Consider the following 14,837-nt stretch of genomic DNA (forward strand, 5'->3'; position numbering starts at 1 on the left):
TTCAGAGTCGGCTTCGTGGCGCACGAACTAGAGCCAGAACTAGAGCCAGGGGGGGTCGCCCGGGGCAGGTCGTTTGGCAGAACTAGAGCCAGACTAGAGCCAGATAAGCAAAAAGCACTTAGGGATAAATCCTAAGTGCTTGTTTTATTTGGCTCCCCGGGACGGGCTCGAACCGCCGACCTAGTGATTAACAGTCCCGGAAGCGTAACATAGGACTTAATTTTTCAATCGGTTAGCTCGTCTGCCAACAGCAAAACCGGCCTCAAAAGACCAGAAGCGGGCCTTGCACGGCCTCACCATGGTACATATTCGTCACACCCAGCGCCCTGCCCTTCGGCTATACCTATCCAGCAGCAGACGAGACAATCCGTGCTTTAGGCAGGAAGGCATTTTCTTGTGCCCTTCCCCTAGAATCCCAATAGGTTTCCCGGATCCCTGGAGGTAGCGCATGCCTTTGTACATCGAACCGAACGCTGGCCCAGCGCCGATTCTGAATATCATCGACTCGGCCCATCACCAACTCGATATCGGGGTGTACTACCTCGACGATCGCCGAATCCTGGCGGCGGTACGGGATGCCGTGCGTCGTGGTGTGGACGTGCGGATCATGATGGAGCCGAAGCCCTACGGGATGAAGCCTTGGCAGGTTCGCAAGGAGGTCCGCGCCATCGAGGCAACCGGGGCGCATTTCCGTTATGTGCCCAACCGGTTTGTGAGCCACGGCGACCGCTATGCGTTCTACCACGCCAAGTACTGTGTCAACGGCCATGAGGCCGAAATCGGTACGGCAAACTTCGATTGGTCGGCTTTCCACCGGAACCGTGAGTACCTGTACGACACGACCAATATGACGATCGTGCGCGCGGTGCAGGCGGTGTTCGATGCCGACTGGAACCGCCAGCATGCGTCGGCGTGGGCGCATCCGGTGCTGGTCCTGTCTCCTGGCACGTCCGCGGATCAGCTCTTACGGGTCATCGAGCAGCCGGGGCCGATCGATGTGGAGAGCGAGGAACTGGGGCCCTATCGTCCTATCCTCGATGCTCTGGCGGCCAAGGGGAAAGACCTGCGGATGATTTTGCCGGCCACCATCAGCGCCGAGGATCGCCGCGATGTGGCTTTCCTGGAGCAGCACGGCTGCCAGGCGCGGCTGATGCCCAAGAAGCCTATCTACATGCACGCCAAGATGATCGTGGGCAACCATCTGGCGTTCATTGGTTCTGAGAACTTCACACGGACGAGCCTGGAAGACAATCGAGAAATGGGGCTACTGCTGAACGGCAGTGATCTTGCCCATCTGCAAGCGCAATTTGACAGCGATTGGGCGATGGCAGGAGGACATCCCACGAGTGGCGTTTTGGGCAAGCTCAAGGGCTGGTTTTCCCGGTTTTGAGATGCGCATTGCCTTTGCCTCCGATATCCATACTGAGATAGTCGCTCTCGACTATTACCGGCAGACTGTCTTCACCAAGATTCTGCAGACGGCGGACGTGGTGATCCTGGCCGGCGACATCGCGACCACGCCGGATGGACTGAGGGCCGTTGCTATGTGGCTGCGAGCCAAAACGCGCGCCCCGATCCTCTTTGTGCTGGGCAACCACGAGTATTACCAGCAGGTCTTTCCGTCGGCCCTGCGCGACTACCACGCCGCGCTGTCCGATGTTCCGGCAGCCTATCTTCTGGAGAAATCCAAGATTCGGATAGGAGGCGTGCGCTTTCTGGGGTGTACGCTTTGGACGGACTTTGCGGGCGGGAGACACCTCGCTACCTGCGAAGCGGGGATGAACGACTTTGCCTTGATTGTTGACGTGGAGACCAACAAGCCGATCCGAGCCGCCCGTATCGCCATGGAGCACGCCGCATCGGTTGATTGGCTTGACACCCGGTTTCCCGATCCGATGCCGACGGTAGTCGTCACCCACCACGCGCCGATCTTCCTGAGCAATCATCCCCGATTTGCTGGCTCGTCTATTGCCGGAGGGTTTTGCGCCAATCTGGACGACCGGATCTTGTCTTGGCGACCCAAACTCTGGATCCATGGCCACCTGCACGATGCGGTGGAGTACACCATCGGCGAAACGACGGTCGTCTCGCATCCGTGGGGATATCCCAACGAGCGCGGCCGCATTCCTTGGTTCCGAATCCTCGATCTCGAAATCTGACGAGACTATCTGTGCTATGGGTAAGAACGGGATTTGGGGGATCTTATGAAGCGCAAGACGATGTATCAAATCCGCGAGTATCCTTCGGATGTTGCCTATTCCAAGCCTTTGGGCTTCAAGCTGCGCTCGCGCCAGCGTGCTGACAAGCTTCGGATAAGGCTTTCCAATCGGGGGCGTGACTGTTTTTTGGTGAAGTTTATTGTCCACTGTTAGGAGGATCCATTGTTGCAAGGTGACGAGGGCGACATCGCCTCTCAGTTTAAAGAAGCAGAGCGTGTCGCGGCCATATCGCGTTTACGTCTGGAGCCACAGGAAGAACCCGACGAAGACGACCAAGGCAATCGGTATTGCCTGGACTGCGGGGAAATGATCCCGCAGGCGAGGGTTCAAGCGGTGCAGGCCGTCCGTTGTGTGGACTGTGCAAGCCGGTTGGAGCGAGGAAAACCGCGTGTCGGTGTCGGCGGCATTTCCAGATACCTGCGTGTGGAGAACGATGGCCAGCAGACTGGTTCATCGGCTTTGGATGACGATCTGCACGTCGAGGATATCGGCATCGCCAAGCTGTAAGGCTATACCAGAGAGAGCCAATTTTGGCCATCAAGGAGATTTGTCATGAGTGGTTTGAACAAGGTGATTTTGTTGGGGTACCTGGGCGCTGACCCGGAAATGCGGTACATGCCCGATGGTACGGCAGTGGCCAATCTTTCCATTGCCACATCGGAGTCCTACAAGGACAAGGAGGGGAATCGGCAGGAGCGCACGGAATGGCATCGTGTATCTCTGTACCGTCGTCAGGCTGAGGTTGCCGGAGAGTATCTCAAGAAGGGCAGCATGGCCTACGTCGAGGGCCGTCTCCGTACCCGGAAATGGACCGACAAAGAGGGCCAGGAGCGCTATACTACCGAGATTGTCGGCGATCGTTTGCAGTTGATAGGCGGACGCCGGGATGGTGATGGTCAGGAATCTGTGAACGGCGGTTCCAAGACTGGTCGTACGGCTCCCAAGGGTTCTGGTGGTGGTGCCAACATGGATGTACCGCCGGACGATTTTGACGACAAAATTCCGTTCGCGGTCGCCGCGGATATCGCGCGTCGGGGATTGCGGCGGGTTCGTTTCTGAGCAGCCTGAGTCTCCGCCCCATCGGGCGGGGATCTATCGAGGGATTGGCCGTTGTCCCAGTGTAGCGAAACAACGGCCTTTGCACGGTTGGCTGAGCGGCAAGGCAACGGTCTGCAAAACCGTTCCAGACCGGTTCGACTCCGGTACCGTGCTTCAATATATCGGAGGGTTTGGTATGCGAAAGGAAAAAATCGTTGGAAGGTTGGAGCGATTCAAGCCACGCTTCGGCGTGCTCCAGACTCGTGTGGAGCGCGATCGGACCAAGTACACGCGCAAGGTCAAGCATCGTAACCAAGAAATTTCTGGAGATCCGCGAGGAAAGCTTTGGGTTTTCCTCGCGGATTTCGCAAGCATGCAAGCACACGTTCGTCTTCGAGATTGGAAGCATTGATGTTTTTCTGCGCCCGCTGCCCCGCGCTGTGCGCCTCGCGTAAGCAAATCGTTTTGCCGGACGTGTCGGACACGATGCGCCATCTGCCTTTGCTGGTCATTGGAGAGGCTCCGGGTGCGGACGAGGATGTGCAAGGTCGTGGATTCGTCGGGCGAGCCGGGCGCACCTTACATCGGCTACTGGAGTCTTTTGGTCTGGTTCGGTGGTATCAATACGGGTGCGCCAACATCGTCCGCTGCCGACCGGAAGGGAATCGCCGACCCACAGCGGAAGAAATCTGGAATTGCGGTGATTATCTCCTGGAAACGCTGGAGCGATCCGAGCCAGAGGCTATCCTTCTGGTCGGCGGTACGGCAACATCGGTCTTCTGTGGCAGCGGTCCACTCCACACGCACATAGTGGATCTGCGACGTGGTGATCATCAACTGAATCTCGATTTGTGCCACCCACGGCTCAAGCCCTTTTTCGAGCAAAGGGCTGTTCGAGTGTTTGCCATACCGCACACCTCCCCCCTTTCATGGAACCGAAACGCTCCGGATGGGCGGAAATGGTCGGAGTGGGCCAAGGAAGAAGTTCGTGTGCTTTCTGCGGTTTTTGCAAAGCGATAACTTTTCGGCTATCTTCGTCTATATCCTGGTAAGGGATATATAGAAACACTTTTTTGGGAGAAAGATATGGCAGAAGTTCAGGTGAAGCGCCGTCGTCGGACGGCGGAAGAGCGGTTGGCGGATCTTGAGGCCAAGCGTCAGCAGATGGAAGCCAAGTTGCGCGAGCAGCTGGCCAAGATCGACGAGGAAAAGCGGCGGCTCGCGGGAAGTCCCTCGCTGCGCAAGGCGCAGATGGAGAACCAGAAGCGATTCGAGCGTGCCGTACAGGAGATCGCTCCGGATCTCGATCATCGGCATTTCATCGCCATTATCGCCGATGCGGTAGAGAGTGGTTTTGACACCGATGCCATGGCGGATCGTGGTGAGTCGCTCCTGCAAGAGCATGGCAAGGCCCGTCGTGGCCGGCGGCCACGCTCGGCGGCGTAAACGTAGCGTAGTTTTTGGGAACCCGGGCGTAAGCACGATATGCCTCTTTCTGGGGAGAGCTAGGCCGGATCGAGTGTAGACGTCATGCCAGACCGATCCATGCGGGTTCCCCCTTATTTTTGGCTTTCTGATATTGGGAGAGGCAATCATGGATATTCAGACGGTCGATCAGCAGTACCAGCAGTTGCAGCAAGAGGCCCAAGGCGTCATGCAGAGCTTGCAGACGCTGGCGGGCAAACTCAAGACGGCGGCGGATGGCGGAAATCAGGACGCCAGGGAATGGCTTCTGGATCTCAAGGAATTGGCCCTCAACATCCAGCAGGAGCAGCAGCAGGTGATGGCCGTTATGCAGGCGCTGCACCAGGCCATGCAGAACCAATCGCAGCCTCAGTGGCAGCCGGGTTACCCGCAGACGCCTCAGCAGCAGGGCTATGGCCAGCCCGCCATGCAGCAGGGCCAAGGCGGTGGGTTCCTGTCGAGCTTCCTGAACTCCGGCTTTGGCCGTGCCATCGAGCTGGGGGCAGGCTTCGGTATCGGGGATGACCTGATCAACAGCATTTTCTAGCGGATCTCCAGCCACCCTCACTGAGCCGGCCTTGGGCCGGTTTTTTGTGTCTGCAATTCCATGGGATAGGGCCGTTTCGCCCATGTGATCCGATCACATGGGCAGGAATGCCCTAACTATAACTGAATAGAATGAACGCAAGATAAAGGGGGTTATCCCTGGTATAGCGTGCGTATCCATTGGTTTCTCTAGGTGGATGGCATCTTATGGTCTGCTTCTTGGCCCTGTCCTGTGGCCTCTCACCCGATGCACCCTGCCCTTTGTCTATACCCAATGGTGTGAACTATCATCCGTCTCATGATCCATCCCTATCTGCGCGTTCTCTCCGATCTGCATGTGGACGTCAATCCGCCGCATCTGGTGCGTCTGGCTCCTTTGACCACGGACGCCGAGAGCATTCTCGTGCTTGCCGGCGACTACGGATCTCCCAAGAAGTTGGCCGACTGGCTGAAGCTGGCTGCCGGTTCTTTCCTGCACACGGTGGTCATTCTGGGGAACCACGATTACTGGGGAATGTCGGTCGAGAGGGCGCCGGAAAAATGGCGGGAATCCCTGGCCAACCATCTGCCCGAATCCATCTTTTCTCGTGTGACCCTGCTGGAGCGAGATACGGTGGACGTTGCTGGCATCCGTTTCATTGGGACGACTTTGTGGTCGGATTTTGATGAAGGGGATCCCTGGGCTTTGCGTGCGGCGCAGGAGACAATGCAGGACCACAAGCGTATCCGCGCCCGTGGTGGCACGAAAAGATTCCTGCCCCAGGATGCGTTGCGCTGGCATCGGGACTCGCTGCGCTGGTTAGAGAGGTCCATGGCAGAGCCTTGGGATGGCCCCAAAGTCGTTCTCACGCACCACGCGCCCTAATGGGCGTCCCTGCATCCGCATTTTCGCGCGGACGATCTGGCGGGTGCCTATGTGAGCCGGTTGGACGAGACCATCCGGACTGCTGCACAGCGTGGAGTCCGTCTCTGGGTGCATGGGCACACGCACCACGCGGTCGATTACGTCCAGGATGGGGTTCGTATCCTATCCAACCCCTTTGGCTACCCGTCGGAAGGGACTGGGGTAAAACTGGACATTGCAGTTGCGACATAACGTGGCATTTTTGCTGCGGATGCTCTGCTAGTCCGACTTTCCCACGGATTCCCTCCGGGAGCCGCCCACAAACGGCGAGTATGGGCTGGAAGTTTACCCGCGTTGTGGGTTGAGAGCGTCACTCCAGGCTCAGCACCAGCCGCTTGCCCAGCGCCGCAGCGGCCCGCTCCAGCTGCTTGAGGGTTGGGTTGCCCGGTTTCATCAGCCGCTGCACGGCGGGCCAGCTCGTGCCCATGGCGCGGGCTAGCTCCGAGAGGGTATGCCCCTGCCGGGCGAAGTGCAGCAGCAGCGCGGCCTGCACCGGCGCATCTGGCACGGCGACGGGCCGTCCCTGCGCCTCCTGTGGCAGTGGGATGGCGTCGCCGTCTTCGATCCGCTGCGCCAGCACGGCGGTCAGAACCTCGGCGGCATTGAAGGCCGCCTGTTCTTCGGTTTCACCTTCGGTGAAGGCTTCTTCCAGATCGGCGAATTGCACCAGAAATCCGCCTTCGGGCTGAGGTTCGATGGTGTAGGGGTAGGCGATATTCAATTGATCTTGACTCCGATTTGCCGTTCGATGGCCTTGGTATATCATATATGATAGATACACAAGTGCCCACTCCCATCCTTTACCAGCCCGACTTCCTCATGTGCCTGTGCTTTTCCGCCTCTGACGAGACCATCTGTGCTTAGGTTGGGATCGAATGCACGGAGGTGACCCATGAGCGTGAAGCAGGAGAATCGGTATCGCCGTTCGGTGATTGAATCCGGTCGGCTTCGGGAGGATCGGATTCGCGAGATGGAGGCTTTGCATTGGCCGAGAGGTAAACGGCCAGCGCGTCGCGATGTGGAGGTGCAGACCGCCAGTCGCCTCGAGGTGCGTCGATGGATGCGCGCGGTGGCCCGGGATTACGATACCGCCACGGAATTGGCGGAGGCTGCCGGCGCTGCATTCCGGCTGCCCGGGAGAGGGCTCGACGACGAGACGCACTGGGTGTGGGACGAGGCCCTGGTAGCGGTGCACGGATTCTGAAAAGCTGCAGATCGGTTGTGCTTTACCCCTTTGCCCTCCCACGTCGCTATACCTGTCCAGGACTTCTGGATAGGTAGGCGTCCTTGCGTTATTTCTCTTTGTTTTCCGGCATCGAGGCGGCTTCCGCAGTCTGCGATGTGATCTTGAGGATTTGCAGGAGGTAACTCCAGCCTGGTTGGATTCTGGAAAGTGGGCCAAAAGAAAGTGGAATGCTGCTATTGCCTGGGATGGTGCCAAGCCCAATTTCTGCGCGGTGCGTGAGCAGGGCCGTGGTATAACGCGCAAAGAGGTCTACCTTCTTGTGGAGGAGGCGGAGCGCGCGAAGATGGAGGATCTGATTTCCAGGGCATACGAGCACTGCATGTGACGAGACAATCTGCGCAATTCGTGTCGGAACGGGTTGTCCGTTTCCCTAGGCCAGCAAGGAGACAGAAGATGATTTTTCACGTATGGAGCCATGGAGACCCAAGTGTAGGTATTCCTGGAAACAATGCAGAGGTGGATATATCTTCTGTAGAAGATTTTGATCCCGAAGACCGGAAAGAATACATAGACACCATAAAGAAATGCCTGAGCGCCGCCTTTTCTGAAATATGGGACGAACCTGTACATATTGCGAGCGATGAAGAAGTTCGAGATATATGAGAGGTCTGAAATGAAACTGCAACGCTATGACGTATTTGATGATAATTATCGCCCGAACGATGATGGCGACTGGTGCGCTGCTGAAGCGGTTGAAGAACTGGAGGCTGAGAACGAAACCCTTCTCGCCGAAATAGAACGGCTAAAATACTGCTTTGGCGTTCTGTTCATTGACTCTCTTGGGGCCAAACGTAAATCGGTTGATGAGTGCCGAGGAAAAGTGGAATATGTTGAAATTGGTGGCACTATCTATTGGCCTCTGTCAGAACGAGACAAAGAGCGCCTTATTGCTGCCTCCTGTGGAAACGGAATTTTTGATGGACCATCGAAAGCGCCGCCACAAGAAGTTGATCGCTGAGGAAGCGACATGGCTGGGGTTTTAGGAAAATACATCGGCCACTTGGCGTATTCGGAGGTGTGACATGGGCCTATCCTGCGAATGTGCTTGTGATTACGGCAACTGTGGATGGTGGTACGAGGTCCACACCATAGCGAAGCCGTTGGCAACCAAGCGGACCAGAAAGTGCGTCTCATGCCGTAGGCGAATTTCGGTAGGCGATCCGGCGTACCGGATCCGTCGTTGGCGCACGGCCTCTGGTATGGTTGAAGAACGCATTCACGGCGAGGGTGGCGAGGTCCAACTAGCCGATTGGTATTTTTGCCCTGAGTGCGGCGTTCTCTACCATGCTCTGGAAAAGGTCAACATGTGTTTTGATTTGGGAACCGATGATCTGCGGGACGTTTTGCGTGAGTTCAATGCCGAGTATGCCCCGAAGGGCTTGCCTGGTTTCGCACTGAAATTGCCACCGCTGGCTATGGGTCGATAGACGGACGTGAGTGCGCGATATGCAAAAAACTGGTGCGCGAACCCTTCAAGCACGTCGCTGTCGTGCTAGACGGTGGCGAGCGGTGGGCCACGCAGAAAGACATGGACGACCCAAATATGTTTAGGGATCCAGGGTATATGGGAGAGTTTCCCATTGGGCCGGATTGCCACAAGCGGTATCTCTTGCCGGATGAGTGAGGATCGCGTTGCGGCGGTCGGGGTCGACATTGGCTGCGGCATGTGCGCCGTCCAGACCAGTTTGTCGGCGGAGGATTTGCCCGATGTTGTGCACACCCTGAAGCAGGTGTTGTGCGTCAAGGGGTGAAAAGCACGTAAACTGCTTTGGAGGTCTCGTGGTTCAGATATTAGCCATTGATGGCAATAACATTGGCTACGCCAGCATGTACACGCCCGCTCTGTCACGGCTTTCTCACGATGGCCAGCCGACGGGCGGCATCCTGGGGCTGGTGCAGTCGGTTATCCGCATTGCCAAACGCTATCCCGAAGCGGTGCCGATCGTGCTCTGGGACGGCCACGCGGCCTGGCGCAAGGAGCTCTGTCCCGAATACAAGGAAAACCGTCGCGACCGCCCCGACAAGGTGGCCGTAGCCGAATCCTGGAAACGGCAACAGCCCTGGGCCAATCTCTTTCTCCTGCAAATGGGTGTACTCCAGATGCGGGCACCCGATGCCGAAGCCGATGACCTCGCCGGCCGCCTTGCCTTCGCGCACGAGCGCTTCGCCGATTTCGGTATCGATGGTATGACGCTGGTTTCGGGCGATACCGACTGGTGGCAGGCCCTGTCGCGTCACGTGACGTGGTTTACCCCCATCACGGATGGGGAAATGACCCTTGCCGATCTCCAGACCGACAAGGCCAAGGACGGTCCCTTCTCGGGTATCGAGGAATACCTGCTGGCCAAGGCCATGGCGGGAGACCCATCCGACAACATTCCTGGCGTGCAGCGCGTGGGCATACCCACGGCGCTCAAACTGCTGCGTTTGCACGAAGGCCTCGACGGTATCGCCGCCGCCGTCGCTTCCGGACGGGCCAAAGACAAGGCGTCTGCCGCCATTGTCGACGCCATCGACCTCATCGAACGCAACCGGCGCATCATGGATTGGCGTTTGGCGCCGCCGAGCGCCGAGACCACGGGGATTGCCCGATTGTCGTTCTCTCCGGACGATTGCCGCGACTTGTGTGCCCACTTTGGTTTCGATCGTCTGGCCCATCGCCTCGAACCAGGCGGGGAGTGGGATACCCTGCAGCGGTCCTTTCTTCCGGAGGTTCCGGCGGCCTTCGATTTCGCGGAGTTTACAGCCTAACGGGATTCGATTTGGACTGCCACAGCGACTTATTGCCTACCCCCCTCGCTATACCTAACCAAGCACAGCAGCGAGGAGCACACCTTGACCACCGTCGTCATTGCCGAAAAGCCGTCCATGGCCCGCGCCATCCGGGAAGGGCTGGGGCCGCAGGCCAACCGTTACGAGATCACCAATGCCTTTGGGCACATTCTGGAGCAGGCGGAGCCCGACGCCTATTTGCCCGGGGACGTACCGAAAACGGCCAAGGGAAAGAAGATCTGGCGCATGCAGGACCTGCCCATCCTGCCGGCGGAGTGGAAGAAGTTCCCCAAGCGGGACGCCAAGGACCAACTGGCCAAGATCGGGGCGCTACTGAAATCCGCAGACACGGTCATCAATGCGGGGGACCCGGACCGGGAAGGCCAGTTGCTCATCGACGAGATTCTCGAGCATTTCCATTACCGCGGTAAGGTCCTGCGGGTGTGGTTGAAGGCCCTGGACGCCGAGAACGTCCGCAAGGCCTTTGCCGCCTTGGAATCCAACGAGAAATACCGGCCCCTCAAGGATGCTGCCGAGGCCCGCAGCCAGTCCGACTGGGTGGTGGGTATGAACCTCACCCGGGCGGTCACCGTCAAGTCGGGGGATCTGTTCTCCATCGGGCGGGTGCAGACCCCGACCCTCGCCATCGTAGTGCGACGGGATCTGGAGATAGAAAACTTCGTTCCCAGGGACTATTTCGAGGTCTTTGCCCAGTGTCGGCATACTCAGGGTGCGTTCCTGGCGAAGTGGGAGCCATCCTCGACGGACGGGCCAGGTTTCGATGAGGAGGGCCGCCTCATCGACAAGCGACTTGCCGAGGCGGTTGCCCAGAAGGCCAAAGGCGCTGGCAAGGTCGCCCGCTTCGAAGCCAAAGAGCAGAAGCAGTCTGCTCCCCTGCCCTACTCCCTGTCGGCCCTGCAGAAGGTCGCCAGCAGCCGCTTTGGGATGAGTGCTCAGCAGGTGCTCGACACCTGTCAGAGCCTCTACGAAAAGAAAATCACGAGCTACCCCCGCACGGACTGCCGGTATCTGCCGGAGGAGCAGTTGGTGGATGCTCCCCGGATTCTGGGGAAATTGCCGATACCGGACGGTATCCGCCCCCTGTTGAACCCCAGGCAAAAGCACGTGGCCTGGAACAACGCCAAGATCACGGCCCACAACGCCATCGTTCCGACGGGCGAGCCGGCGCGAGGGCTGTCGGACGCGGAGGCCAAGCTCTACGATCTCATCTGGAGGTCGTATGTCGCCCTGTTCCTGCCGGATTACCGCTATCGGGCGCTGTCGGCCACCATCGCCCTTGGCGGCGAATCCTGGAAGGCGACGGGTCGACAGGATATCGACCTCGGCTGGAAAAAGCTTTTTGGGGCGCAGGCGCTCGAGGACGACGAGGACGCGGATGGGGGCAAGGCACCGCTTCCGGTGATGCAGACGGGAGACCCCGTCCAGGGCGATGGCGGCAAGGTCGAGGCCCGGCAGACGAAGCCGCCGGCGCGGTTCACCGATGGTTCGCTCATCGACGCCATGTCCAACATCCACAAGTTCGTGACCGACCCGCAGGCGAAGGCGAAGCTCAAGGAAACCTCGGGGCTCGGCACGGAAGCGACCCGGGCGAGCGTTCTGGAGACCCTGCTCCAGCGGGAATATCTCCAGAAAAAGGGCAAGCAGTTGATCTCGACGCCCAAAGGCCGCGCCCTCATCGCCTATCTCGAGAAGCAGCGATTGGGCAGTTTTGCCGACCCCGTCACGACCGCCCGCTGGGAGGATGTGCTGGGCATGGTGGCCGAGGGCAAGGTCCCGATGCAGAAATTCACGGCGGCGGTGACCCAGGAAGTAGCCAAGGCCATCGAGGTGCTCAAAAGCGGTTCCGCCATGGCCGGCGGCGGAAGTTCCTCTCAGCAGCCCTTGCGGGCGCAGCCCTGTCCCATTTGCGGTGGGGATGCGGTGGTGCGGCGGCTGCAGTCGAAGAAAAACCGCAAGGTCTTTTTCTGGTCCTGCTCAAACCGTGACGCCCATCCCCTTTTGCAGGACGACAACGGCAAGCCCGACAAACCCTTTGCGGAGCGCAAGGAGGACAGCGGCCCGCCCGGGCCGGAGTGTCCCCATTGCGCCGGCACGGCGACCCGGACAAAGACCACCTCGACGGGCAAGACCTATTACCGCTGTCCGTCCTGCCAGGCGGCCTTTTGGCCAGATCGTGAGGATCCGCAACGGCTGGGGGCTCCCTGGCTACCGGCGGAAAGCGGTGGACGGCGAGGGTCCAGCACGAAGTCCTACTCCGGTGCGAAGCGATCTTCTGGTGGCGCCACATCTGCCCCGAGAGCCCGGAGCGGTGCCGGCGGCAAAAAGTCGGCTTCGTCCGGCACCAAAGGCGGCAAGGGACGGAAGGCCGGATGAGACGCACGTCCAACCTGGCGGTCAATACCCGATTTTCGCAGCGCACGGGGATCCTGTTTCCGGCTCCGGGGAGCGCGGTGCGGTTTGCGCGGGATTGGGACAATCCCGTCGATCGGGACGCCGTCGGTATCTATCTCCCCGATGTGCCGGTACCCCTGGGTTGGCTGTACCGGAAGGACGCCAATCGTCGGACCGTGCTGGCAGCACTCGATGCCGGCAAGACGGTGGACGGACGGCTCATTGTCGCGGGCTCTGGTGCGAAACCGAAGGTGGAGTTTTGGCTTTAGGATCGGGGCGATACCGCAGGGTCTGACGCTATCGCCAAGGGCTTTGGCTATACCATTTTGCCGAGGTTTTTCTGGGAGACGGATATGGTGGATGAAATCAAACGGGTACGCCTCACCCTGGCGGGAGATCAAGCCGATTATGTGGACGAATTGGCGCAGCGGTATGGGGTTACGCGCACCCAGGTTATCCGGGTGATGGTCGATTGCATGAAGCAGCCGGAATTGGGCAGTGTCGAGGAACAGTTGCAGATACTGCAACAGTCCGAATTGGCCCCGCAATCCGGGAGTGAAAATCCACCTACGGTTTTCCTGGAGCAATTGCGGCAATTGTCGGGTCGGGTAGAGTTGATCGCCCGGCAGATCGCGGATCTGCAGCGTGGCCCCGCGCCCGCAGGGGCCTTGCAGGCGGCGGGCTGCGCCCCGCAGGGGGCCTTGCAGGCGGCGGGTCCTGCGGGTCCTGAGGACGGCGGTATGCCCCCCGCGGGGCCCGTGCCGGGCGCAGGGCTGCCGCCCGCAGGGCCTGCGGATGGCGACGATTCTGCCTTTGCTGGTGGTAGCCAGCCACCGTCTTTTGACGATGTCGATTTCTTCGATGGCCAGGAATCCGGTAGCGGCAATGGGTCGGGGATGGATGTCCGTCCCGAAGCCGTTGCCGATATTCTGCGGGCCGTTGCGGACCTGCGGGAAGACGTGCAGGAGCAGATCGAGGGCATGCGGGCAACGCTGGCGGCTTTGGGGGAGCGTGTCGATCCCGATGTGTCGGTTTTGTTGAACGCCATCCGTGACCATCTTCAGGAATCCTTCAATGGGCTCGTGGATGCAATGTCCAGTTCGGTGCCGAAGGCCATTGCGGAGTCGGTATCGTTGGAGATGCAGCCCGGCAGTGGTGACCTGGAGACCAAGGATCTGCTTGCGGGGCTGCATCGGCGCATGGACGCCCTGACAGAGTATGTCGATGGGGTCCGCGAGAGTCTTTTGCGCATGGAGGAGGCCCTTGGCCAACTGGGGCGCGCGGAGGTTTCTGCCGCTGTGGAAGAGCGATTGACGCGCCTTGGGACAGCGTTCAATGGGCTGGCGGCGGATTTGCGCCCGCTGCTCGATAGGGGCGATGCGGAGTCCCGCATGCAGGCCATCGAGGAAAAGGTGGGCCGGATGACGGACCTGTTGGAGTCGCTGCTGGCGGAATCCTCGCGCAGTTTCGTGCTGCTGCCGTCCAAGGGTTTGGGGAAGGCCCTGGTGGGGCAGATCCGTCTGGTCAAAGAGGACTGAGTTGGCCGGTCTGTTGGTCCTTGTCCGTCCGCACACCTCGTTACTGGACGGCCCGCGGGTGGCGTGGTGGCTGGGGCGCCACCAGGGGATACGGGGGGCGGTGTTCCCCGTCGATCCCGATTATGCCCGTCATCCCCTGTGGTCCTGGGCGTTGCGTCGCTACGGGCGTTTGGCCGGTGGCCACCGCATGATCCCGCTCGATTCCCAGAGTCCTTTTGGTTTGCGGCATTTGGCCGCCTGTCTCCATCGTGGGCAGGCGGTGGTGCTCTTTCCCCAGGGGACGGGAATCGACCAGCCGGATCGTGCCGATCGCGGAGGCTATCGCTGGCTGGTCCGTCGGTGCCGGCCCCAGGTGTTTGCCGTGCGGATATCGGGTTGGAGCATCGGGGCCGATCTCTTCCCCGGGGCGGTCGATCCGCTGTTCGAGGAGGGTACGGGGCGTGGATGAACTCCCTATCAAGCCCAAAAAGCTTCCCGAAGCCCTGTTGCCGGAACCCCTGCGCGAATCCGGAATAGCGTCACGCAGGGCTGCGCCCGGCAGGACTGGCCCTGCGGACGGCAGGGCTGCGCCCCGCAGGGGTCTTGCAGACGGCAGTCTTGCAGACGGCAATATGCCCCCCGCAGGGGGTCCTGCGGACGGCGCGGCGGGTGAGCGTGGGACGTATCGTCTGTCTGGAGGGCAGACGGTGCCGTTGCCG

At 59.8% G+C, this 14,837-nt stretch carries 19 protein-coding genes and 1 tRNA gene; 18 read left to right on the top strand and 2 right to left on the bottom strand.

Annotated elements, in window-relative coordinates:
• Positions 1 to 448: 448 nt before the first annotated feature.
• The 5 genes from ACAty_RS08760 (at position 449) to ACAty_RS08780 (ending at position 3,431) form a co-directional block, all read left to right on the top strand.
• Positions 449 to 1,390, top strand: a complete 942-nt coding sequence (locus tag ACAty_RS08760) for a phospholipase D-like domain-containing protein (protein WP_004872796.1) — start codon at positions 449 to 451, stop codon at positions 1,388 to 1,390.
• Between the two features lies 1 nt (position 1,391).
• Positions 1,392 to 2,159: a metallophosphoesterase gene (locus ACAty_RS08765; RefSeq protein ID WP_004872797.1), complete on the top strand. Its 768-nt coding sequence runs from the start codon at positions 1,392 to 1,394 to the stop codon at positions 2,157 to 2,159.
• Between the two features lie 222 nt (positions 2,160 to 2,381).
• Positions 2,382 to 2,726, top strand: coding sequence for a TraR/DksA C4-type zinc finger protein (locus ACAty_RS15425; RefSeq protein WP_082179264.1), 345 nt, complete (start codon positions 2,382 to 2,384; stop codon positions 2,724 to 2,726).
• A gap of 45 nt (positions 2,727 to 2,771) precedes the next feature.
• Positions 2,772 to 3,278: a single-stranded DNA-binding protein gene (gene ssb, locus ACAty_RS08775; RefSeq protein WP_004872799.1), complete on the top strand. Its 507-nt coding sequence runs from the start codon at positions 2,772 to 2,774 to the stop codon at positions 3,276 to 3,278.
• Positions 3,279 to 3,359: 81 nt separating this feature from the next.
• Positions 3,360 to 3,431 (top strand) — tRNA-Cys (locus ACAty_RS08780).
• Between the two features lie 125 nt (positions 3,432 to 3,556).
• On the opposite strand, the gene ACAty_RS16125 is transcribed toward ACAty_RS08780, so the two are convergent.
• Entirely contained in the window at positions 3,557 to 3,769 is a 213-nt protein-coding gene (locus ACAty_RS16125; protein WP_051620766.1) for a hypothetical protein, read from the bottom strand.
• Here ACAty_RS16125 and ACAty_RS15435 point away from each other — a divergent pair.
• The 4 genes from ACAty_RS15435 to ACAty_RS08805 all read left to right on the top strand — a co-directional run bounded on the left by ACAty_RS15435 (position 3,744) and on the right by ACAty_RS08805 (position 6,132).
• A complete protein-coding gene (locus ACAty_RS15435; protein ID WP_238323829.1) occupies positions 3,744 to 4,277 on the top strand; it encodes a uracil-DNA glycosylase in 534 nt (177 codons plus the stop codon). The two genes, ACAty_RS16125 and ACAty_RS15435, sit on opposite strands and share 26 nt — an antisense overlap.
• A gap of 66 nt (positions 4,278 to 4,343) precedes the next feature.
• Positions 4,344 to 4,703 carry a hypothetical protein gene (locus tag ACAty_RS08795; RefSeq protein ID WP_038472035.1) on the top strand — a complete coding sequence of 120 codons (360 nt, stop codon included), beginning with the start codon at positions 4,344 to 4,346 and terminating at the stop codon, positions 4,701 to 4,703.
• A gap of 148 nt (positions 4,704 to 4,851) precedes the next feature.
• The gene (locus ACAty_RS08800; protein WP_004872813.1) at positions 4,852 to 5,268 is read left to right on the top strand and encodes a hypothetical protein; all 417 of its coding nucleotides are present in this window, start codon (positions 4,852 to 4,854) and stop codon (positions 5,266 to 5,268) included.
• A gap of 297 nt (positions 5,269 to 5,565) precedes the next feature.
• Positions 5,566 to 6,132 (top strand): metallophosphoesterase, encoded by a 567-nt coding sequence (locus ACAty_RS08805; protein WP_004872814.1) that lies wholly within the window; start codon positions 5,566 to 5,568, stop codon positions 6,130 to 6,132.
• A 349-nt stretch (positions 6,133 to 6,481) separates the two neighbouring features.
• Here the strand turns inward: ACAty_RS08805 and ACAty_RS08810 are convergent, their stop codons facing one another.
• Entirely contained in the window at positions 6,482 to 6,892 is a 411-nt protein-coding gene (locus ACAty_RS08810) for a type II toxin-antitoxin system HicB family antitoxin (RefSeq protein ID WP_004872815.1), read from the bottom strand.
• A 171-nt stretch (positions 6,893 to 7,063) separates the two neighbouring features.
• On the opposite strand from ACAty_RS08810, the gene ACAty_RS08815 reads away from it, so the two are divergent.
• From ACAty_RS08815 to ACAty_RS08850, 9 genes are all read left to right on the top strand, one after another.
• Positions 7,064 to 7,375, top strand: a complete 312-nt coding sequence (locus ACAty_RS08815; protein ID WP_004872816.1) for a hypothetical protein — start codon at positions 7,064 to 7,066, stop codon at positions 7,373 to 7,375.
• A gap of 435 nt (positions 7,376 to 7,810) precedes the next feature.
• On the top strand, positions 7,811 to 8,020 hold the full coding sequence (locus tag ACAty_RS15895; RefSeq protein WP_141738322.1) for a hypothetical protein: 210 nt from the start codon (positions 7,811 to 7,813) through the stop codon (positions 8,018 to 8,020).
• A gap of 10 nt (positions 8,021 to 8,030) precedes the next feature.
• Complete coding sequence (locus tag ACAty_RS15900) at positions 8,031 to 8,375, top strand: hypothetical protein (protein WP_141738323.1); 345 nt, start codon at positions 8,031 to 8,033, stop codon at positions 8,373 to 8,375.
• Between the two features lie 241 nt (positions 8,376 to 8,616).
• Positions 8,617 to 8,844, top strand: a complete 228-nt coding sequence (locus ACAty_RS08825; protein WP_004872818.1) for a hypothetical protein — start codon at positions 8,617 to 8,619, stop codon at positions 8,842 to 8,844.
• Positions 8,845 to 9,196: 352 nt separating this feature from the next.
• Positions 9,197 to 10,168 carry a 5'-3' exonuclease family protein gene (locus tag ACAty_RS08830; protein WP_004872821.1) on the top strand — a complete coding sequence of 324 codons (972 nt, stop codon included), beginning with the start codon at positions 9,197 to 9,199 and terminating at the stop codon, positions 10,166 to 10,168.
• 84 nt (positions 10,169 to 10,252) lie between these two features.
• Positions 10,253 to 12,583, top strand: coding sequence for a DNA topoisomerase 3 (locus tag ACAty_RS08835; protein ID WP_004872822.1), 2,331 nt, complete (start codon positions 10,253 to 10,255; stop codon positions 12,581 to 12,583).
• On the top strand, positions 12,580 to 12,870 hold the full coding sequence (locus tag ACAty_RS08840) for a hypothetical protein (RefSeq protein WP_038472042.1): 291 nt from the start codon (positions 12,580 to 12,582) through the stop codon (positions 12,868 to 12,870). The genes ACAty_RS08835 and ACAty_RS08840 overlap by 4 nt, the downstream gene beginning before the upstream one ends.
• 84 nt (positions 12,871 to 12,954) lie before the next feature.
• Positions 12,955 to 14,139, top strand: coding sequence for a hypothetical protein (locus tag ACAty_RS08845; RefSeq protein ID WP_004872824.1), 1,185 nt, complete (start codon positions 12,955 to 12,957; stop codon positions 14,137 to 14,139).
• Between the two features lies 1 nt (position 14,140).
• The gene (locus ACAty_RS08850; protein WP_226047539.1) at positions 14,141 to 14,587 is read left to right on the top strand and encodes a 1-acyl-sn-glycerol-3-phosphate acyltransferase; all 447 of its coding nucleotides are present in this window, start codon (positions 14,141 to 14,143) and stop codon (positions 14,585 to 14,587) included.
• Positions 14,588 to 14,837: the final 250 nt, after the last annotated feature.

Origin of the sequence: Acidithiobacillus caldus ATCC 51756 (assembly GCF_000175575.2) — a bacterium.
GTDB classification, from domain to species: Bacteria; Pseudomonadota; Gammaproteobacteria; order Acidithiobacillales; family Acidithiobacillaceae; genus Acidithiobacillus_A; species Acidithiobacillus_A caldus.

Excerpts from the sequence above, each read along its gene's own strand:
- ACAty_RS15895 (WP_141738322.1), top strand. The coding sequence starts at position 7,811 with ATGATTTTTCACGTATGGAGCCATGGAGACCCAAGTGTAGGTATTCCT.
- ACAty_RS15900 (WP_141738323.1), top strand. The coding sequence starts at position 8,031 with ATGAAACTGCAACGCTATGACGTATTTGATGATAATTATCGCCCGAAC.
- ssb (WP_004872799.1), top strand. The coding sequence starts at position 2,772 with ATGAGTGGTTTGAACAAGGTGATTTTGTTGGGGTACCTGGGCGCTGAC.
- ACAty_RS08815 (WP_004872816.1), top strand. The coding sequence starts at position 7,064 with ATGAGCGTGAAGCAGGAGAATCGGTATCGCCGTTCGGTGATTGAATCC.
- ACAty_RS08800 (WP_004872813.1), top strand. The coding sequence starts at position 4,852 with ATGGATATTCAGACGGTCGATCAGCAGTACCAGCAGTTGCAGCAAGAG.
- ACAty_RS16125 (WP_051620766.1), bottom strand. The coding sequence starts at position 3,769 with ATGACCAGCAAAGGCAGATGGCGCATCGTGTCCGACACGTCCGGCAAA.
- ACAty_RS08805 (WP_004872814.1), top strand. The coding sequence starts at position 5,566 with ATGATCCATCCCTATCTGCGCGTTCTCTCCGATCTGCATGTGGACGTC.
- ACAty_RS08765 (WP_004872797.1), top strand. The coding sequence starts at position 1,392 with ATGCGCATTGCCTTTGCCTCCGATATCCATACTGAGATAGTCGCTCTC.
- ACAty_RS08840 (WP_038472042.1), top strand. The coding sequence starts at position 12,580 with ATGAGACGCACGTCCAACCTGGCGGTCAATACCCGATTTTCGCAGCGC.
- ACAty_RS08795 (WP_038472035.1), top strand. The coding sequence starts at position 4,344 with ATGGCAGAAGTTCAGGTGAAGCGCCGTCGTCGGACGGCGGAAGAGCGG.
- ACAty_RS08760 (WP_004872796.1), top strand. The coding sequence starts at position 449 with ATGCCTTTGTACATCGAACCGAACGCTGGCCCAGCGCCGATTCTGAAT.
- ACAty_RS15435 (WP_238323829.1), top strand. The coding sequence starts at position 3,744 with ATGCGCCATCTGCCTTTGCTGGTCATTGGAGAGGCTCCGGGTGCGGAC.
- ACAty_RS08825 (WP_004872818.1), top strand. The coding sequence starts at position 8,617 with ATGGTTGAAGAACGCATTCACGGCGAGGGTGGCGAGGTCCAACTAGCC.
- ACAty_RS08845 (WP_004872824.1), top strand. The coding sequence starts at position 12,955 with ATGGTGGATGAAATCAAACGGGTACGCCTCACCCTGGCGGGAGATCAA.